At 72.2% G+C, this 19,142-nt stretch carries 18 protein-coding genes, 1 tRNA gene and 1 pseudogene; 9 read left to right on the plus strand and 11 right to left on the minus strand.

Translation table 11 applies throughout. The annotated features are described in order from the left end of the window. Nucleotides 1–422: 422 nt before the first annotated feature. Complete coding sequence (gene nth / locus G3I53_RS19335) at nt 423–1,496, minus strand: endonuclease III (RefSeq protein ID WP_343239622.1); 1,074 nt, start codon at nt 1,494–1,496, stop codon at nt 423–425. 344 nt (nt 1,497–1,840) lie between these two features. On the opposite strand from nth, the gene G3I53_RS19340 reads away from it, so the two are divergent. Then, nucleotides 1,841–2,515, plus strand: coding sequence for a Crp/Fnr family transcriptional regulator (locus tag G3I53_RS19340; protein WP_164334673.1), 675 nt, complete (start codon nt 1,841–1,843; stop codon nt 2,513–2,515). Nucleotides 2,516–2,593: 78 nt separating this feature from the next. Here the strand turns inward: G3I53_RS19340 and G3I53_RS19345 are convergent, their stop codons facing one another. The 4 genes from G3I53_RS19345 to G3I53_RS19360 form a co-directional block, all read right to left on the minus strand. Next, on the minus strand, nt 2,594–3,424 hold the full coding sequence (locus G3I53_RS19345; protein ID WP_164334672.1) for an MBL fold metallo-hydrolase: 831 nt from the start codon (nt 3,422–3,424) through the stop codon (nt 2,594–2,596). Next, nucleotides 3,421–4,302, minus strand: coding sequence for an NUDIX domain-containing protein (locus G3I53_RS19350; RefSeq protein WP_164334671.1), 882 nt, complete (start codon nt 4,300–4,302; stop codon nt 3,421–3,423). The genes G3I53_RS19345 and G3I53_RS19350 overlap by 4 nt, the downstream gene beginning before the upstream one ends. 393 nt (nt 4,303–4,695) lie before the next feature. Further along, nucleotides 4,696–5,163: a RidA family protein gene (locus G3I53_RS19355; protein ID WP_164334670.1), complete on the minus strand. Its 468-nt coding sequence runs from the start codon at nt 5,161–5,163 to the stop codon at nt 4,696–4,698. Then, the gene (locus G3I53_RS19360) at nt 5,160–5,321 is read right to left on the minus strand and encodes a DUF4177 domain-containing protein (RefSeq protein WP_003975360.1); all 162 of its coding nucleotides are present in this window, start codon (nt 5,319–5,321) and stop codon (nt 5,160–5,162) included. The genes G3I53_RS19355 and G3I53_RS19360 overlap by 4 nt, the downstream gene beginning before the upstream one ends. 331 nt (nt 5,322–5,652) lie before the next feature. Between G3I53_RS19360 and G3I53_RS19365 the strand changes: the two genes are divergently transcribed. Together G3I53_RS19365 and G3I53_RS19370 are read left to right on the plus strand one after the other, a co-directional pair. After that, complete coding sequence (locus G3I53_RS19365) at nt 5,653–6,630, plus strand: ArsA-related P-loop ATPase (protein WP_164335697.1); 978 nt, start codon at nt 5,653–5,655, stop codon at nt 6,628–6,630. Between the two features lie 211 nt (nt 6,631–6,841). Further along, the gene (locus tag G3I53_RS19370) at nt 6,842–8,326 is read left to right on the plus strand and encodes an ArsA family ATPase (protein WP_164335695.1); all 1,485 of its coding nucleotides are present in this window, start codon (nt 6,842–6,844) and stop codon (nt 8,324–8,326) included. 528 nt (nt 8,327–8,854) lie between these two features. Here G3I53_RS19370 and wblA read toward each other — a convergent pair. After that, nucleotides 8,855–9,193 carry a WhiB family transcriptional regulator gene (wblA, locus tag G3I53_RS19375; RefSeq protein WP_203592115.1) on the minus strand — a complete coding sequence of 113 codons (339 nt, stop codon included), beginning with the start codon at nt 9,191–9,193 and terminating at the stop codon, nt 8,855–8,857. A gap of 417 nt (nt 9,194–9,610) precedes the next feature. Between wblA and G3I53_RS19385 the strand changes: the two genes are divergently transcribed. Continuing rightward, a complete protein-coding gene (locus G3I53_RS19385; protein WP_164335693.1) occupies nt 9,611–11,908 on the plus strand; it encodes a transglycosylase domain-containing protein in 2,298 nt (765 codons plus the stop codon). Nucleotides 11,909–12,120: 212 nt separating this feature from the next. Here the strand turns inward: G3I53_RS19385 and G3I53_RS19390 are convergent, their stop codons facing one another. After that, entirely contained in the window at nt 12,121–12,585 is a 465-nt protein-coding gene (locus tag G3I53_RS19390) for a GatB/YqeY domain-containing protein (RefSeq protein WP_164335691.1), read from the minus strand. A gap of 215 nt (nt 12,586–12,800) precedes the next feature. Here G3I53_RS19390 and G3I53_RS19395 point away from each other — a divergent pair, with 215 nt between their 5' ends. From G3I53_RS19395 to G3I53_RS19405, 3 genes are all read left to right on the plus strand, one after another. Then, nucleotides 12,801–13,724, plus strand: coding sequence for a metallophosphoesterase (locus G3I53_RS19395; RefSeq protein WP_164335690.1), 924 nt, complete (start codon nt 12,801–12,803; stop codon nt 13,722–13,724). A 110-nt stretch (nt 13,725–13,834) separates the two neighbouring features. Further along, a complete protein-coding gene (locus G3I53_RS19400) occupies nt 13,835–14,611 on the plus strand; it encodes a Pr6Pr family membrane protein (protein WP_164335688.1) in 777 nt (258 codons plus the stop codon). Nucleotides 14,612–14,644: 33 nt separating this feature from the next. After that, a tRNA-Pro gene (locus G3I53_RS19405) sits at nt 14,645–14,718 on the plus strand. A 112-nt stretch (nt 14,719–14,830) separates the two neighbouring features. On the opposite strand, the gene G3I53_RS19410 is transcribed toward G3I53_RS19405, so the two are convergent. Continuing rightward, nucleotides 14,831–15,355 carry a hypothetical protein gene (locus G3I53_RS19410; protein WP_164335686.1) on the minus strand — a complete coding sequence of 175 codons (525 nt, stop codon included), beginning with the start codon at nt 15,353–15,355 and terminating at the stop codon, nt 14,831–14,833. Between the two features lie 72 nt (nt 15,356–15,427). Beyond that, entirely contained in the window at nt 15,428–15,928 is a 501-nt protein-coding gene (locus tag G3I53_RS19415) for a MarR family transcriptional regulator (protein ID WP_164335684.1), read from the minus strand. 57 nt (nt 15,929–15,985) lie between these two features. Between G3I53_RS19415 and G3I53_RS19420 the strand changes: the two genes are divergently transcribed. Continuing rightward, nucleotides 15,986–16,816, plus strand: a complete 831-nt coding sequence (locus G3I53_RS19420) for an alpha/beta hydrolase (protein ID WP_164335682.1) — start codon at nt 15,986–15,988, stop codon at nt 16,814–16,816. A gap of 69 nt (nt 16,817–16,885) precedes the next feature. Here the strand turns inward: G3I53_RS19420 and G3I53_RS19425 are convergent, their stop codons facing one another. Beyond that, nucleotides 16,886–18,469, minus strand: a complete 1,584-nt coding sequence (locus G3I53_RS19425) for a PH domain-containing protein (RefSeq protein WP_164335680.1) — start codon at nt 18,467–18,469, stop codon at nt 16,886–16,888. A 199-nt stretch (nt 18,470–18,668) separates the two neighbouring features. Here G3I53_RS19425 and G3I53_RS19430 point away from each other — a divergent pair, with 199 nt between their 5' ends. Further along, nucleotides 18,669–18,974 (plus strand): zinc-ribbon domain-containing protein, encoded by a 306-nt coding sequence (locus G3I53_RS19430; RefSeq protein ID WP_164335678.1) that lies wholly within the window; start codon nt 18,669–18,671, stop codon nt 18,972–18,974. A 16-nt stretch (nt 18,975–18,990) separates the two neighbouring features. On the opposite strand, the pseudogene G3I53_RS34005 reads toward G3I53_RS19430, so the two are convergent. Continuing rightward, nucleotides 18,991–19,142: pseudogene (locus G3I53_RS34005) on the minus strand (M56 family peptidase); the annotation flags it as partial.

Here is a 19,142-nt window from a genome sequence, read left to right on the forward strand (position 1 = left end):
CACGTCCGCCTGCCCGTCCGCGTGTGCCGACCCGGCCACGTCCGCCGGCCGGGTCACCGCTGCCGACCTGGCAGCATCGGCCGGCCGGAGCAGGGCGCCCCGCCGTCGCGCGGTCTCCCGGTGGAGCACGGTGCGCACGGTGCGCACGGTGCGCACGGTGCCACAGCCGGGCACGGTGCCACGGTCGGGCACTGTGCCATGGCCGGGCGTGGTGTCCTGCCGCCGGCTGTGCCGCCGTCGGTCCCGCTGCTCGGCGGCCCCGGGTCTCTGCCCGGACGGATGCTCGTGCACGCCCACCCCCACGCTCACGTCCACCTCCACACCGATGTCCGCATCCAGGTCAGCGGCCGTGGCCGCGTTCCCTGGGGTCAACGCCCGGCGGCCCCGAGTTCGTTCCTCGGGCCGCCGCCGCGCGTGGCACGTCATCCGGCGCCCAAGGGCGGAGCGGGCCGTCCACCCGCGTCCAGGTAGGCCTGGGGTGGGTTCAGGCGCTGGCCCGGCAGGCCGGCCTTCTCGTACTTCAGCAGCTTCTTCGCCTTCTCCGGGTCCGTCTCGCCCTCGCCGTACGCCGGGCACAGCGGTGCGATCGGGCAGGCCCCGCAGGCGGGCTTGCGGGCATGGCAGATCCGGCGGCCGTGCCAGATCACGTGATGCGACAGGTCGGTCCAGTCGCTCTTGGGGAAGAGCGCGCCGACGGCCGCCTCGATCTTGTCCGGGTCGGTTTCCTCGGTCCAGCGCCAGCGGCGCACCAGGCGCTGGAAGTGCGTGTCGACGGTGATGCCGGGGCGGCCGAACGCGTTGCCGAGCACGACGAAGGCGGTCTTGCGGCCCACCCCGGGCAGCTTGACGAGATCCTCCAGCCGGCCCGGCACCTCGCCGCCGAAGTCCTCCACCAGCGCCTTCGACAGCCCTATGACCGACTTGGTCTTGGCTCGGAAGAAGCCGGTGGGGCGCAGGATCTCCTCCACCTCCTCCGGGTTGGCCGCGGCCAGGTCCTCGGGGGTGGGGTACTTGGCGAACAGCGCCGGGGTCGTCTGGTTGACGCGCAGGTCGGTGGTCTGGGCCGACAGCACCGTGGCGACGACGAGTTGGAAGGGGTTCTCGAAGTCCAGCTCCGGGTGGGCGTACGGGTAGACCTCGGCGAGCTCGCGGTTGATCCGCCGGGCACGGCGGACCAGTGCGGTGCGGGACTCGCCCTTGGCCGGGGTGACGACGGTCCTGGTCGGCGCGCCCTTGACGGCAGCCGCCGCCTTCTTGGGCGCGACGACCGCCTTCTTCGCGGCCGGCGCCTTCCTCACGGGCGAGGCCTTCTTGGCGGCCGGTGCCTTCTTGGCGGGAGCCGTCTTGGGGGCCCTCTTGGCCGCGGCGGCCTTCTTGGCGGCGGGGGTCTTCTTCGCGGCCGGGGCCTTCTTCACAGCCGGGGCCTTCTTCGCGGCCGGTGACTTCTCCGCGCCGGTCCCGGCGGGCTTCGGGCGCTTGGCGGCGCCCTTCTTCACCGGCGCGTTCGTGGTCGCTTCGGCCGATTCCGCGGATTCCCTACCGCCATCGGGGCCCTGTTCGCCCACAGCGGAATCACGACGTACCTCCACCCGCGCAGCCCCCTCGGCCTGTGCTCTCACCGGCTATTTGGACACCCGGCCAGCCTACGGCCCGGCACCGACATCCGCCCCGGACCCTGAAGATCGGCGCCCAATTGGACCCCTGCCGCGTACCCCGGCAGGACGGTGCGGCATCCTTGTGACAGATCACACTGTTTGGACTGTCCGGCAAAATGGGCACCACGGTCCCCTGGTAAGCGGGGGAACAAGATCCCCTGAGCAGGTCGACAAGGAGAGAACTCGTGGACGACGTTCTGCGGCGGAACCCGCTCTTCGCGGCGCTCGATGACGAGCAGGCCGCGGAGCTTCGCGCCTCCATGAGTGAGGTGACCCTGGCGAGGGGCGACTCACTCTTCCACGAGGGCGACCCGGGTGACCGGCTCTACGTGGTCACCGAGGGCAAGGTCAAGCTCCACCGCACGTCGCCCGACGGCCGCGAGAACATGCTCGCCGTCGTCGGCCCCGGAGAACTGATCGGCGAGCTGTCGCTCTTCGACCCCGGACCGCGCACCGCCACGGCGACGGCGCTGACCGAGGTCAAGCTGCTCGGCCTCGGCCACAACGACCTGACTCCGTGGCTGAGCGCCCGCCCCGAGGTCGCCACGGCCCTGCTGCGGGCCGTCGCCCGCCGGCTGCGCAAGACCAACGACGCGATGTCCGACCTGGTCTTCTCCGACGTGCCGGGCCGTGTCGCGCGCGCCCTGCTGGACCTCTCGCGCCGCTTCGGCGTGCAGTCCGAGGAGGGCATCCACGTCGTCCACGACCTGACGCAGGAGGAGCTGGCCCAGCTGGTCGGCGCCTCGCGCGAGACGGTCAACAAGGCCCTGGCGGACTTCGCCCAGCGCGGCTGGCTGCGCCTCGAAGCCCGCGCGGTGATCCTCCTGGACGTCGAGCGCCTCGCCAAGCGCTCGCGCTGACGCCCGGCGCCCCCGCGCGGGGGCGTACCTCGCGCCCGGGCCGAGGCCGGCCGGGCCGGGTCGGTCGCTGTCAGACCGCTAGATGAGACCGTGCTCCTGGAGGTACTCCAGCTGCGCCCGCACGGACAGTTCCGCGGCGGGCCACAGGGAGCGGTCGACATCGGCGTACACGTGAGCGACGACCTCGGAGGGCGTGCGGTGGCCGTTCTCGACGGCCGTCTCCACCTGCGCCAGCCGGTTGGCGCGGTGGGCCAGGTAGAACTCCACGGCTCCCTGCGCGTCGTCCAGCACCGGACCGTGCCCGGGCAGGACCGTGTGGACGCCGTCGTCGACGGTCAGCGAGCGCAGTCGGCGCAGCGAGTCCAGGTAGTCGCCGAGACGGCCGTCCGGATGGGCCACCACGGTCGTGCCGCGGCCCAGGACGGTGTCGCCGGTCAGCACGGCCCGGTCGGCCGGCAGGTGGAAGCACAGGGAGTCCGAGGTGTGTCCGGGCGTGGGCACCACGCGCAGTTCCAGGCCGCCCACCGTGACGACGTCCCCGGCGGCCAGGCCCTCGTCGCCGAGCCGCAGCGCCGGATCCAGCGCGCGGACGTTCGTGCCGGTCAGCTCGGCGAAGCGGGCGGCACCCTCCGCGTGGTCGGGGTGGCCGTGGGTCAGCAGGGTGAGCGCGACGCGCTTGCCGGCCTGCTCCGCCGTCTCCACGACGTGCCGCAGGTGCCCCTCGTCCAGGGGGCCCGGGTCGACCACGACCGCCAGGTCGGAATCGGGTTCCGCCAGGATCCAGGTGTTGGTGCCGTCGAGCGTCATGGCCGAGGCGTTGGGCGCCAGGACGTTGACCGCGCGGGAGGTGGCGGGCCCGGAGAGGACCCCGCCACGCGGCTGGCCGGGCAGTGCTGCGGCGTCCGTCATGCGGTGCCCCCACCGTTCGGGATGTGCTTGGTGAACTCGTCGTGTCCCGGCCAGGCGAGCACGATCCGCCCCTCCTCCAGGCGCGCGGTGGCCAGCACCGGCGTGAGATCCCGCTCGGGCGCCACGGCGAGCGCCTCCGCCACCGTGTCGTACGCCATGAGCTGGCGCAGGGTCGCGATCGTGGGCGGCATCATCAGCAGCTCACCCCGGTCGTAGCCGGCGGCCGCCTCGCGCGGGGTGATCCATACCGTGCGGTCGGCCTCCGTCGAGGCGTTCCGGGTCCGCTGGCCCTCGGGGAGCGCGGCGACGAAGAACCAGGTGTCGTAGCGGCGCGACTCGAACTCGGGAGTGACCCAGCGGGTCCAGGCGCCCAGCAGGTCCGAGCGGAGCACCAGCCCGCGGCGGTCCAGGAACTCGGCGAACGACGTCTCCCGCGCGACCAGCGCCGCCCGGTCCGCCTCCCAGTCCTCGCCGGTCGTGTCGCCCACGACGGAGTCCGGGGTGGGTCCGGCGAGCAGCACACCGGCTTCCTCGTAGGTTTCCCGCACGGCCGCGCACACGATCGCCTGAGCGCCCGTCGCGTCGACGCCGAGCCGATCCGCCCACCACGCGCGCGAGGGCCCCGCCCAGCGCACGTGCCGGTCGTCGTCCCGCGGGTCGACACCGCCGCCGGGGTAGGCGTAGGCGCCGCCGGCAAAGGCCATGGAGGCGCGCCGGCGCAGCATGTGGACGACCGGGCCCGTGCCGGTGTCCTTCAGGAGCATGACGGTGGCCGCGCGCTTGGGCACGACCGGCGTGAGACTGCCGTCCGTGAGCGCACGGATCCGGTCCGGCCACTCAGGGGGGTACCACTGCCCATCGGCCTGCACATTCGCCATGGCCGGAGGCTATCCCGTGGCGGGCGGATGTTCGAGTGCCTCTTGGGGCGGCGGACGGCAACCCGAGAGGACGAGGACGACGGTCAGCGGCCGGAGGGGGACGACGCGTCGGCAGGCGCCGGACGGCAGGCGACAGGCGGCAGGCGACAGGCGGCAGGCGGCAGGCGGAGAGGGCGACGAGCGCAGGCGGCAACCCGAGGCGACGGCGGGCGGGAGCGGGAGAGCACGGGGCGCGACCTGCGCGTCCGCTGCCCTCCGCGCCACAGCACACGTGGGGCACCACGGCGACGCCTCCGGTCCTCGGCCCACGGCCCTCGGCCCACGGCCCTCGGCCCACGGCCTCTCGCGGCTCTGTGGGCCTTCGGCGGGCCGTGGGAAGGGGGAGGGGAGGACCTACGCCTCGGTCAGCTCCACCTGGATCTCGACCTCGACCGGCGCGTCCAGCGGCAGCACCGCGACGCCCACCGCGCTGCGCGCGTGGACGCCCTTGTCGCCGAGGACCTCGGCCAGCAGCTCACTGGCACCGTTGATGACGCCGGGCTGGCCCGTGAAGTCCGGGGCGGAGGCCACGAAGCCGACCACCTTCACCACGCGTGCGACACGGTCCAGGTCACCGGCGACGGACTTGACGGCGGCCAGGGCGTTCAGCGCACACGTGCGCGCCAGGTCCTTCGCCTCCTCCGGCGTCACCTCGCCGCCGACCTTGCCGGTGATCGGCAGCTTGCCGTCCACGATGGGCAGCTGGCCGGACGTGAAGACGTACCGCCCGGACACCACGGCAGGCTTGTAGGCGGCGAGCGGAGGGGTGACCTCCGGCAGGCTCAGACCGAGCTCGGACAGTTTCGCCTCGACCGCGCTCATGCCTGCTTCTCCCGCTTCAGGTAGGCCACCAGCTGCTCGGGGTTGTTCGGCCCGGGCACGACCTGGACGAGCTCCCAGCCGTCCTCGCCCCAGGTGTCCAGGATCTGCTTCGTGGCGTGGACGAGCAGAGGCACAGTCGCGTATTCCCACTTGGTCATGGCGCCGACTCTAACCCCTGCCGCGACCGCCCTCTCCGCCGCGGGACGGCAGCGGCCGGCCACCGGGTGGGGGCGACGCGTGACAGCCCCTGACGACCCGCGCGCGGACGCGGACGCGCGACAGCCCCTGAATGACCCGCGCGCGGACGCGGGGACGGCGGCCGGGGAACGCCCCCGCGACGCCGCGCCTGACGACCGCCGCGACACCGCGCGTGACGACCGCCGGGAGGGCGCGCGCGAGGACGGCGGGACGGCGGCACGGGGGACGCGGGGTGGTGCAACTGTCACCCGGAGCCGCCGGGGCGCGCGGACAGCAATTAGGCTCGAAGGCGTGAGCAGGCTCCAGGTCGTCAGTGGCAAGGGCGGTACCGGCAAGACCACGGTGGCCGCGGCCCTCGCGCTGGCCCTGGCCACGGAGGGGAAGCGGACGCTTCTCGTCGAGGTCGAGGGCCGCCAGGGCATCGCACAACTCTTCGAGACGGACGCGTTGCCGTACGAGGAGCGGAAGATCGCCGTCGCACCCGGGGGCGGGGAGGTGTACGCCCTCGCCATCGATGCGGAACGCGCCCTTCTGGACTACCTCCAGATGTTCTACAAGATGGGCAGCGCCGGGAGGGCCCTGAAGAAACTCGGGGCGATCGACTTCGCCACCACCATCGCGCCCGGCGTGCGGGACGTCCTGCTGACCGGCAAGGCGTGCGAGGCGGTGCGGCGCAAGGACCGCGGCGGGCGGTTCGTCTACGACTACGTGGTGATGGACGCCCCGCCGACCGGGCGCATCACCCGCTTCCTCAACGTCAACGACGAGGTCGCCGGGCTCGCCAAGATCGGGCCGATACACAATCAGGCGCAGGCCGTGATGCGGGTGCTGAAGTCCCCGGAGACGGCCGTGCACCTGGTGACGCTGCTGGAGGAGATGCCCGTCCAGGAGACGGCGGACGGCATCGCCGAGCTGCGCGCGGCCCGGCTGCCCGTGGGGCGGATCATCGTGAACATGGTCCGGCCGAGGGTGCTGGAGGAGGCGGACCTGGAACTCGTGGAGACGGTCCCGCGTTCTTCCCTTGCGCGGTCACTGTCGTCCGCCGGCCTCGGCGGGGCGCGGCGCGGTGGGCACGCCGAGCGGCTGGTGGACCCCCTGCTCGCCCAGGCGGAGGAGTACGCCGAGCGGTTCGCTCTGGAGACGGAACAGCGCGCCGTCCTGGCCGACCTCGGCCTGCCCCTGCACGAACTCCCGCTGTTCGCGGAGGGCATGGACCTGGCCGGCCTGTACCAACTGGCCCGGAATCTGCGCGGGCAGGGCGTGTCATGAGCGCTGCCGTCGGGTACGCGGGCACGACCTGTGCCGGGATCCCGGGCGGAGGCGGCCTCGGCCCGGCATCTTCGGTGCGGGGCACCCGGCGCGCCGACCCGGCCGTGGCAGTGCCCGAGCCAGCTCCCATGCCCGTGCCCGTGCCCGTGCCCGTGCCAGTACCCACGCCCGTGCCCGTAGTCAGCCGTCCGTACCGGAAGCAGGGGATGTCATGAGCCGTAGTCCGGAGCCGACGCCCGGTCGCGCGGACGCGCAGGCGCCCGACGCGGTCCGTCAGCACCTCTCCCCCACCCGGACGCTCGACGTCGACCCCCTGCTCGAGGACCCCGGCACCCGGATCGTGGTCTGCTGCGGCTCGGGCGGGGTCGGCAAGACCACCACGGCCGCGGCACTCGGCCTGCGCGCGGCGGAGCGGGGGCGCAAGGTCGTGGTCCTCACGATCGACCCGGCCCGGCGCCTCGCCCAGTCCATGGGTATCGACTCACTCGACAACACCCCCCGCCGGGTCAAGGGCATCGACGACTCCGCGGGCGGCGAACTGCACGCGATGATGCTCGACATGAAGCGCACCTTCGACGAGATCGTCGAGGCGCACGCGGACCCCGAGCGGGCCGCCGCGATCCTGGGCAACCCCTTCTACCAGTCGCTCTCCGCCGGCTTCGCCGGCACGCAGGAGTACATGGCGATGGAGAAGCTGGGCCAGCTGCGCTCGCGCGACGAGTGGGACCTGATCATCGTCGACACCCCGCCCTCCCGCTCCGCGCTGGACTTCCTGGACGCGCCCAAGCGGCTCGGTTCCTTCCTCGACGGCAGGCTGATCAGGGTCCTGCTGGCGCCGGCGAAGGTCGGCGGCCGGGCCGGCATGAAGTTCCTGAACGTCGGCATGTCGATGATGACCGGGGTCCTGGGCAAGCTGCTCGGCGGCCAGCTGCTGAAGGACGTCCAGACGTTCATCGCGGCCATGGACTCCATGTTCGGCGGGTTCCGGACGCGCGCGGACGCCACGTACAAGCTGCTGCAGGCGCCCGGCACGGCGTTCCTCGTGGTGGCCGCGCCGGAGCGGGACGCGCTGCGTGAGGCCGCGTACTTCGTAGAGCGGCTCGCGGCGGAGGACATGCCGCTCGCCGGCCTGGTCCTCAACCGGGTGCACGGCAGCGGCGCCGACGCACTGTCGGCCGAGCGGGCGCTGGCCGCCGCGGAAAATCTTGAGGACTCCGGCATTGTGGATCAGGAGGACGGGAAAGCCTCTCTTCGTAACTCCCCCGACCCGTACGACAGTTCAGGAAATCCAGACCGTCCGGCCAGTCCAGGGGCTCCGGAGTCCTCTCCCGCTTCCGGAGCAGCAGTACCCGCCGACCGCGACTCAGGCTCCCCCGCCGCCGCGGACGACACCACGCACGACCCCACGGACGCGGCTACGGACGCCGCTACGGACGACATCGCCGACGAAGCGGAGCGGTCCGTCGACCGGCTCACCGCCGGGCTGCTGAGGCTGCATGCCGAGCGCATGCAGCTGCTCTCGCGTGAGCAGCGGACGCGGGACCGCTTCACCGCGCTGCATCCGGAGGTGGCGGTGACGGAGGTGGCCGCGCTGCCCGGCGATGTCCACGACCTCGCCGGCCTGCGGGACATCGGAGACCGGCTCGCCAGCAACAGCCCGGAGCTGCCCGAGACGGAGCCGGAGGCGACCGCCTGACACCTCGGCGGGCAGCACGGCGAAACCGCGGGACGAAGCCGGTACCGCGGCCGGCCGTCGACGGTCGACGCCAGCCAGTGACCGAAGGACGGACGCGTGACCGCAGGACGGACGACCCGCCGGCGGCTGACGGCGCCCGGGACTTCCCTGACGGCCCGACAGGCCGGGGACGCCACCGACACACCCACCGACACGTATCCACACAGCCGGCAGCCCGACCGGCCGAACGGCAGAACACATCGCCCGAACCGGTGCAATGCCGATATAGCTTGACCATGCCCGGCCGCCGACGGGCGCCGGGGCTGTGATCGACGGTCACGCCGGACGACCGCACCGGTCGACCACGTCGACCGGCCGCTGCACCACCCGCGCCGCCTGCACCACCGGCACCGTCTGCGCCGTCTGCGCCGTCTGCGCCGTCTGCGCCGTCGCCACTGCCTGTGCCGTCGGCCACAGCCCACGCCCACGACCACCACCGCGGCCGGGGCGGAAGGCCGGGACGGAGGACCCCCCGAGGGTCCTCGTCCGTCAGCCCACAGCCGCGTAGCTCTCGTACACCTCGTCCTCACCGAGCGCCACGACGCCCGCCCCGCGCTCGTACTCCGTGCGCGCGGTCTCCAGCAGCCGACGCCAGGAGGTCACGGTCGGCCGGCGGCGCAGCAGTGCGCGGCGCTCACGTTCCGTCATGCCTCCCCACACGCCGAACTCGACGCGGTTGTCCAGCGCGTCGGCGAGACATTCCGTGCGTACCGGGCATCCGGTGCACACCGCCTTGGCCCTGTTCTGCGCTGCTCCCTGAACAAACAGTTCATCCGGATCGGTAGTGCGGCAGGCAGCCTGCGCACTCCAGTCGGTAACCCAGCCCATACCGGCGCCGTCCTCTCCCGAATCGAGGCTCCCCCACGGCGGCAGCGGCATATTCACCGCCGCCAGTTGAGGACGTTACGGAAGGCGGGCACAGCGCAACACCCCCAGCGGGCCCAATCTTGAATGGTCCGAACGGACTATGGGTAAGCGGCAGATCACCCGGGGGAGTGAGCTGGCGACATGCGCGGCAATCCAGGCATTTCAGGGCGGTTGTGTGACGTCACAACGGGCACCAAGTGACACACAAGGCGGTTCCGGACACACACCCAACACGCCTCGACAAGAAAGTCGAGCAGATCCGGAACGATTCGGGGTCGCCGGACGTATTGATACGTGGCCTCACTGCTGTGACAGTTGAGAGCAGCTTAGGCCAACGCCTGTACGGTTGTCCGGCGAATGAGAACGTAGGCTGCTCCCATGCCAAAGAAGCGCTCGGGCGGTGGTCTGTCGCCAACGCAGCAGGCCGCCAAGTTCCTCGGTGTCAGTGTCCTCGCGGGAGCGGTCCTGGCCGGCCTCGCGCTGCCAGCCGTCGGCGCGCTGGGGCTCGCCGCCAAGGGATCGGTCGAGAGCTTCGACGAGCTCCCGGCCAACCTCAAGACGCCGCCGCTCAGCCAGCGCACCACGATCCTCGACGCCAAGGGCGGCCAGATCGCGACGGTCTACGAGCGCGACCGCACGGTGGTCGACCTCAAGGACATCTCGCCGTACATGCAGAAGGCGATCGTCGCGATCGAGGACTCCCGCTTCTACCAGCACGGCGCGGTCGACCTGAAGGGCGTGCTGCGTGCCCTCAACCGCAACGCGCAGACCGGCGGGGTCGCCGAGGGCGCCTCCACGCTGACCCAGCAGTACGTGAAGAACGTGTTCGTCGAGGAGGCCGGCGACGACCCGACGAAGGTCGCGCAGGCCACCCAGCAGACCCTCGGCCGCAAGATCCGCGAGCTGAAGTTCGCGATCCAGGTCGAGGAGGAACTGGGCAAGAAGAAGATCCTCGAGAACTACCTGAACATCACGTTCTTCGGCCAGCAGGCCTACGGCGTGGAGGCCGCCAGCCAGCGCTACTTCTCGAAGTCCGCCAAGGACCTCGAGGTGCAGGAGGCCGCGCTGCTGGCCGGCATCGTCCAGTCCCCGAGCCGCTACGACCCGGTCAACGACGAGGCGGAGGCCAAGAAGCGGCGCAACATCGTCCTGCAGCGGATGGCCGAGGTCGGCGACATCTCGCAGGAGGAGGCCGACAAGGCGGCCAGGACCCCGCTGGGTCTGAAGGTCAGCAAGCCGAAGAACGGCTGCATCACGGCCACCAAGGGTGCGGGCTTCTTCTGCGACTACGTGCGCGAGGTGTTCCTCAACGACCCGGTCTTCGGCAAGACCAAGGAGGACCGGGCCAAAATCTGGAACCGCGGCGGTCTGACGATCCGCACGACGATGGACCCGCAGGCGCAGGAGTCGGTCCAGGCGTCGGTCAAGGACCACGTCAACCAGAAGGACGAGGTGGCGACCGCCGCCACCATCGTCGAGCCCGGCACCGGCAAGATCCTCGCCATGGGCCAGTCCCGGCCGTACGGCATCAACGTCAAGAAGAACGAGACGTCGATCAACCTGTCCGTGGACGACGCCATGGGCGGCGGCGCGGGCTACCAGCCCGGTTCGACGTTCAAGCCGATCGTGGCTGCCGCTGCGCTCGAGGGCGGGATGCCCCCGACGAAGTCGTACGCCTCGCCGTACAAGATGGACTACCCGACTCCGGTCTCGGCCTGTGAGGGCCGGACGTGGAACGAGAAGGGCGTCCCGGTCGAGAACGAGAACGAGACGGAGGTCGGCCCGTACAGCATGCGGGAGGCCACCGCCAAGTCGGTCAACACGTACTACATCGAGCTGATCAGCGAGATCGGCATCTGCCCGGTGACGGAGATGGCCGCGAAGATGGGCGTCGAGCGCGCCGACGGCCAGAAGATGCAGCAGGCCCCGTCGATCGCCCTCGGCACCCAGGAGATGTCCCCGCTGACCATGGCGAACGGCTACGCCACCTTCGCCGCACGGGGCATGCACTGCACCCCGATCGCCATCGAGTCGATCAGCCAGCGGGTCGGTGAGAAGAACAAGTCGCTGCCGGTGCCGAAGTCGACCTGCTCGCGCGCGATGTCGGAGAAGACGGCCGACACCATCAACACGCTGCTGCTCGGCGTCGTCGAGGACGGCACGGGCACGCAGGCCGGACTGGGCAGCGGCCGTCCCAGCGCGGGCAAGACCGGTACGACCGACTTCCGCTACGCGGCCTGGTTCGTGGGCTACACCCCGAACATGGCCGGCGCGGTCTGGGTCGGCGACCCGGCCCACAAGCGCAAGATGGTCAACATCTCCATCGGCGGCAAGTGGCACAGCAAGGTCTTCGGTGGCCAGGTCCCCGGCCCGATCTGGCGCGACATGATGAACGGCGCGCTGGAGGGCAGGGAGGCGCCCGACTTCAACCGGGTGCACATCCCGGAGGACCGCAAGGACGACCGCGACCGTGACCGCGACGAGGACGACGACCGCGAGGACGGCAACAACGGTGACAACGGCGGCTTCATCGGCGGCCTGATCGGCGGCGGCAACGGTGGAAACGGCGGCCCCGGCGGCAACGGCGGCCCCGGCGGCCGTGAGCCGGACCCCACGTTCTCCCTCCCCGGGGGCTTCGTCCAGGGTCCGGGCCAGGGCCCGGGAGGCCGACGCTGACCGGACACATCGCTGACCGGGCGCGCAAGGGCCCGGCCCGGGCATGACGCCGACGGCCCCTTCCCTCGGGAAGGGGCCGTCGGCGTCAGCAGGGAACTGCGACGTAGGCAGGGGACTGCGGCGTACGCAGGCGACTGCGGGCGTAGGCAAGGCGCTGTGGCGAGCCCGCGCCTGGGCCCGGGCGGCGACCCGGAGGTCGGTCGGCCGGCGGCTCAGCCGGCCAGCAGCTTCTTCACCGCCGCCGCGACGCGCCCGCCCTCGGCCTGTCCGGCCACCTTGGGGTTCACGATCTTCATGACGGCGCCCATGGCCCGCGGCCCCTCGGCACCCGCCGCCTTGGCCTCCTCGACGGCCTGGGCGACGATCGCGTTCAGCTCGTCGTCGGACAGCTGCTTCGGCAGGTACTGGGCCAGCACCTCGCCCTCCGCCCGCTCACGCTCGGCCTGCTCGGCGCGGCCGCCCTGCGCGAAGGCCTCGGCGGCCTCACGGCGCTTCTTCGCCTCGCGGGTGATCACCTTCTGCACCTCGTCGTCGGAGAGCTCACGCTTCTCCTTGCCCGCGACCTCTTCCTTGGTGATCGCGGCGAGCGTCAGCCGGAGCGTGGAGGAGCGCAGCTCGTCGCGCCCCCTGATCGCGGCGTTGAGGTCTTCCTGCAGCTTCGACTTGAGCGTGGTCATGACTCGATTCTCGCAGGTGCGGAAGCAAGGCCGCTCCCTGATTTCCCCACGCCGCCGTTCCCGCCCGCCGACGGAGCCCGCACCGCCCGCGCAGTTCCCGATCCGGAGCCCCGGCGAACCCGCCCCCGTCCTCCGTTACGAAGCACCGGAGTTGGCGGCGCCGCCAGGACCAACGCCGGGCGTGACGGACCTCGGGCGTCTGACACGATGGAGGCATGCGCGCGCGATACGGAATCCCCCTGGGAATCACGGCGGCCGGTGCCGCCGGGCTGCTGTACGCGGCGGGCTTCGAGGCCCGCTCGTTCCGCCTGCGGCGGGTGACGGTCCCCGTCCTGCCCCCCGGGATGCGCCCGCTGCGCGTACTGCAGGTCTCCGACATCCACCTGGTCAGCGGCCAGCGCAAGAAGCAGCGGTGGCTGCGCTCCCTGGCGGGCCTGCGCCCCGACTTCGTGATCAACACGGGCGACAACCTCTCCGACACCGAAGCCGTCCCGGAGGTCCTGGACTGCCTCGGCCCCCTGATGGAGTTCCCGGGCGCCTACGTCTTCGGCTCCAACGATTACTACGGCCCCAAGCTGCGCAACCCCGCCCGCTACCTCATCGAGAGGGTCCAGGGCCGCCACGGCCTGAACGGCAACGAACCCACCGTCGGCGCCATCCACAACCCGTGGGAGGACCTGCGCGACGGCTTCGACGCCGCGGGCTGGCTCAACCTGACGAACACGAGGGGCACGCTCAAGGTCGACGGCATGTCGATCGAGCTGACCGGCGTGGACGATCCCCACATCAAGCGGGACCGTTACGCCGAGGTGGCGGGCGGCCCGTCGGACGGCGCGGACTTCTCGATGGGCGTCGTCCACGCCCCCTACCTGCGCGTCCTGGACTCCTTCACGGCCGACGGCTACCCCCTGGTCCTGGCCGGCCACACACACGGCGGCCAGCTCTGCATCCCCTTCTACGGCGCCCTGGTCACCAACTGTGACCTGGACACCGACCGCGTGAAGGGCCTCTCCACGCACACCTCCGGCGGCCGGACCTCCTACCTCCACGTCTCCGCGGGCTGCGGCACCAACCGCTACACGCCGGTCCGCGTCGCCTGCCCCCCGGAGGCGACGCTGATGACACTGGTGGCACGCTGAGGCTGCCCACCCCCTGAACAGCGAGAAACCGTCCACGGGCGACCAACCCCCTTAACCCGACCGGACCACCCCACATCGCCCCTGTCGGACGATCCGCCCACGCTGAGGGCATGACCGCTCCGATACCCAGGGAGATACCGGGCCTCCCCGCTCTCCCCGTCAAGAGGCCCGGACTCCTCCCCTCCCCGGTCCCGGCCCGGGCCGTCATGGCTCCGGTACGCCGCCCGTACGCGGCGGCGTACCGCCTGGCCCTGGCACTCACGGCCACCGGAGCGGTGACCGTCGAGATCGTCCTCGGCAGCCCCACCCGCATCCTCAGCCACTTCGCCGTCCAGAGCACGGCCCTGCTGGCCGTCGTCACCTTCGCCACGGCCCGCCGCTCCTGGACCGGCCGCCAGCCCCTCCCCGGCAAGCTGACCGGCGCGGCCCTCCTCTACGTCATGATCACGGGCCTGGTCCATCACCTGCTCCTGGCCGGCGCGCCCCCCGCCTACGCCCTGTCCGACGCCCCCTCCGGGCCGGCCACGCTCGCCGCCCACATCCTGCACACCGCCGTCCCCGTCGCGGCCCTGCTGGACTGGCTGCTCCTCACCCCACCGGCCCGCACCCATCTCCGCCACACGGCGACCTGGATGCTCTACCCCCTGGCCTACCTGGCCTTCTCCCTGACCCGGGGCGAACTCCTCCCCGGCAACCCGGCGCGCTACCTCTACCCCTTCCTCGACGTCACCCAGCACGGCTACAAGGGCGTCCTCGGCAACGCCCTCCTCCTCGGCCTCGCCTTCTACGCCCTGGCCGTCCTCCTGGTCGTCGTGGACCACACCCGCCCGAACCCGGTCCGCCGCCGCCCCAAAACCGGATTTCGTCTCCGGGCACCGGTGGGCTAAAGTAAACGTCGTCGCCGCGACAGCAGCGACACTCGGGGTGTGGCGCAGCTTGGCAGCGCGCTTCGTTCGGGACGAAGAGGTCGTGGGTTCAAATCCCGCCACCCCGACGCTGGTCAGAGGGCCTGGTGTGCAAGTGACGCCAGGCCCTTTGTCATGCTCGGGGGCCAAACAGGTGGCCACGCTGATGGGGCTCGACCAAGCGCCCCCGTCTCCTGCCCGTCAGCGCACTTCCAGGGCCGTCCGGGCCAGGTCCAGGAAGCGGACGTGTTGGTCTCTGAACGTCCGGTAGGCGCTGTCGTAGGGCGTGCGCTGGTCTTCTGTGCCGTCCTCCAGTTGCAGGAGGAGCCGGTGTGCGGCGATTGCTTCGCGCCGGAGCTCTGCGGCGGCCTTCGCCACGCCTGCCGGTCCCTCCAGGAAAACTTCCCGGCTGGCCTTGGTGACGTCGCTCAGGCGGTGACGGGACGCTGCCTGCATGTCCTCGATGATGCGGGCTCGCTCTGTCCTGGTGCGGGCGTGATCGACTTCTTCCATGCGCCAGAAGACCTCGGCCAGGGCGTGGGCGGCCGCGCTGAGTTCCCGGTAGGCGTCTCGTCGTCGGTTGCGGGCCTCGGTGACGTGGCCGGCGTGGGCCGTGACTTCGGCTTCGACCCGCACGGAGCGCGCGTTGCCCCGGGTCGTGATCCAGCTCGCTCCCAACGCCGTGGCGCCCGTGACCACCGCCACCCACCAGCCGCTGTCCCCCATGTGCCCAGTATTCAGGTCGACTTGATGTGGGGCCAGCCCCCGCCCCGACCGTGGAGCACCGGGGCGCGCTCCTCAGGCAGGCGGTGCCTGCTGGTTGACGTCCACGTTGTCGAAGAGGGCGAGCATGGTGGCGAGTACGCGGAGGCAGGCGTCGACGTCGGCGGTGGTGAGGTTGCCGTCGATGGTGCGGAGCAGGGCGTGTTCGCGGGCGTGTACGGCTTCGATGGTGGTCGTGCCGGCGGTGGTGAGCCGGATCAGGCGGGATCTGCGGTGGGCGGGGTTGGGGGTCGTTTCGACGAGGCCCTGGGCTGCGGCCTCGTTGACCATGCGCTGGACGAACTGGCGGCTGAGGTCCTGGGCGCGGCCCATCTGGGGGACCGTCAGCGGGCCCTGCTTGTGGAGCAGGTCGAGCACCGCGCGCACCCCGACGGACAGCCCTTCGAGCGGCGCGGTCAGTTCCACCTTGCGGTGCACCCGGCGGTACAGCGGGCCCACCAGGTCGAACACCTCGGTCAGCCGGTCGGCCAGGTGGTCGGGGGGCAGGGGGTGGGTGGTCGGATCGGGGTTCGTCACTGCTCCAGGGTGACACCTTGGTTGCCATGTGGGCGGGGGAATGACACCTTGGTTGTCATGTTGGAATCCATCGAACCACCGACGCTGTCGTTCGAGACGTCCGACGGCTCACTCGCGTACGTCGACGAGGGGAGCGGGCCGCCCCTCGTGTTCCTGCACGGCGGCTTCGTCGACCACACCATGTGGGACCGGCAGATCGCCTTCTTCGCGCGCCGGAACCGGGTGATCGCGCCCGACGCCCGCGGGCACGGGGCGTCCTCCAACGCCACGCGGCCGTACCGGTCCGCCGACGATCTCGCCGCGCTGCTGCGCCACCTCGACGCCGCCCCCGCGGTCCTGGTGGGGGTGTCGATGGGCGGTGCGATCGCCGTCGACACGGTGCTGGAGCATCCCGGGCTGGTCCGGGCCGTGGTGGTCAGCGGTGTGGGGACCAGTGAGCCGGTGTTCGAGGATCCGTGGAGCCTGGAGGTGTTCGGCGCGCAGCAGCGGGCGCTGGCCGCCGGTGATGTCGACGGCTGGGTCGAGGCGTTCAACCGGTTCACGGTGGGGCCCCGGCGCACGCTCGACGACGTGCCGCCGGAGGTGGTGCTGCGCGTGCGCCGGATGGCGCTGCGGACCCTCGCCAAGCACACCGCCGACGAGCCGGATCACCGGGTTCCGGTCTCTGACACCTGGGAGCGTGCCAAGGGCATCCGGGTGCCGGTCCTCGCCATCAACGGTGCGGAGGACTCCCCCGATCACCACGGGATGGCCGAACGCCTGGTGAGCGGGGTGCCGGGTGGCCGGGTCACCACGGTCGGCGGGGGTCACTATCCCAACATGGAGGATCCGGAGGGGTTCAATGCCGCGCTGGCCGGGTTCCTGGACGCCCTTGGGTCCGCCGGCTGAGGGCGGTGGCGGGTGGTGCCGGGGAGTGCCAGTGCGGGGCGGCGCCTGTCATCAGTGGGCTCTCCCCGCTCAACCGGCATGCTCTCCGCGCTCGGTGACCAGGTCCTCCTGGTCGGGGGCGGCGGGAGCACCGGACGGCGGGCGGTCGTCCGTGAGCGCGGCCAGGAGGCGGGGCAGGTCTGCCGGGGCCGCCGTCAGGTGGACCGGGGTGCCGGCGTCGTCGAGTTCGGCGACGTGCCAGTTCTTGGGGACGGACTCGCCGTCGCCGCCCCGGGCCCGGCGGACGGTCTTCAGGGTGAGGCGGTGGACCGGGATCGGGCGGGCGGCGTAGCGGCCGGGGCCCGGGTGGGGGGTGACGGCCGGGGGTTCGCCCCCGCCCACGACGACGTGGGTGCCGAAGTGGTGGGGGTTGTAGTCGGTGGCCTCCAGGAAGCGGGCCGGGATGAACGTCTCCTCGGCGGTGTCCGGCGCGGTCGGGGCGCCGGGGGTGCCGGCCCGGGTGGCCCGCCAGGCCCAGGTGAGGAGGGCCAGGGAGACGAGGCTGCCCGCGCCCGCCCAGCCGAGCGTGGCCCGGGTGCCGAGCGGGGCCTCCGAGTGGACGTAGCCGAGGGGGAGCAGCCACAGGCCGGTGCCCACGAGGGCGGCGACGAACGGCGCGGCCGAGGGGAGGACCTCGTCGTCGGGCCGGCGCCGGGCGCGCAGGCGGAGGACGATCCGGGCGGCGGGGTAGCCCGCGCCGAGGGCGAGGGCGGCGGCGAGGACGGCCACCTCCCCGCCTCCGGTGACGTGGCTCTGCCACACGTGGCGCTCCCCCTCGACCTTCATCACCGAGCCCCGCCACAGCGTCAGCCGGACCCGGTCCCCGGCGCGGAACTCCCGGGCGGCCGTCTCCGACACCGCGACCCGGTCCACCGGCCGGCCGTCGGCGAGGTGCAGCCAGCTGCCCTTCTTGGGGCGGTTGGGTTCGGTGCGCTCGATGGTCGCCGGGAGCGTGCGCAGGCAGTCCGCGTCGCCGTCGGCGGAGGTGCCCGCAGGTCCGCACGGTGCGGCCGACCGCCAGTCCCGTTCGTGGGACTGGGCCTGCGGTACGGCCCACGCCGCCAGTCCGGCACCGGCGAGCAGCAGGACGCAGAAGAGGAGCGAGACGGTCCAGCCGCGGCCCGCGGTGCGGTGGGAGACGACGGGCAGGTGGTCCGAGCGGGGGTCGCCGTGGCGGCGGTGCAGCGCGCGGAGGGCGTCCAGGGTCGCGTCGAAGTACGGGTCGTGTGCCGTCACGCCGATCGGGAGGGGCAGGACGCGCTTGCGGCCGTCGGTCAGGACGAGGACGGTGCGGCGTACGTCCTGGGTGCGGGGCGTGTTGGCGTACTTGAGGTGGACGCGCAGGTCGGCGATGTCGGCCCACGGCACGCTGCGGGAGCGCACCAGGCTGCCGACGTGCAGGCCGTGGGCGTCGGCGCGGACGCGGCCCGTGGCCCGGTGCAGCGCGGCGACCCCCGCGGACGCGCACAGCAGGGCCGGGATCAGCCACGGCAGCGCACCGGTGGCGACCGCGAGGGCGACGGCCGCCGACGTGCCGGCCGCGCACAGTCCGGCCAGGAACCACAGCGTGCCCGCCCAGCGCGGGCGGCAGATCACTTCCCTGGGCTCGCTCATGGTCGGATTTTGTCAGGGGCCTGCTGACCGGCGCGGGGGTGCGTCACGGCAGTTTCCAGGCCCGCGACATTGCCGACGGCCGGACGGGAACACGGGGAGTGCGACCGGCCCGGCCGGGGAATGGCCGGGCGGCGGACACGGTGCCTGCGGCAGTGGCAGCATCAGCGGCACGGCCCGGAGCGGACGAGGGAGTGAGCGCATGATCATTTTCGGCACCAAGGGGTACCTGTACCGACTCGCGATACTGACCCTGGTGTGCGCGCAGTGCGGCAACCCCTCCGCGCACACGCTGAGTAAGCGGGTCACGAAGTTCACCCTGTTCTTCGTGCCGCTGTTTCCCGTGTCGACGAAGTACGCGACCCAGTGCACGTTCTGCGGGGCCGAGCAGCGGGTGACCGCCGAGCAGGCGGAGCAGCTGCAGGCGCAGGGCCACGGGCAGGGCGGTCCCGGGGGTCCGGGCGGGCAGGGCCACGGCCAGCCCCAGCAGCAGCCCTACCAGGGCTGACGGCGACCCGCGCGGCTCACAGCGGGGTCGCGGCGCGGAGCAGGGAGAAGAGGATCAGGGCGGCGTTCGCGGAGGACATCGCCGACAGCGCGGTCCCGGCGGCCGCTCCCCAGGCGGCCAGACCCGCCGAGGTGAACACCGCGGGCCAGCGGGCCGGGGCCGGGGGCG

This window comes from Streptomyces sp. SID14436, from assembly GCF_010548465.1.
In the GTDB taxonomy this organism is placed as follows: domain Bacteria; phylum Actinomycetota; class Actinomycetes; order Streptomycetales; family Streptomycetaceae; genus Streptomyces.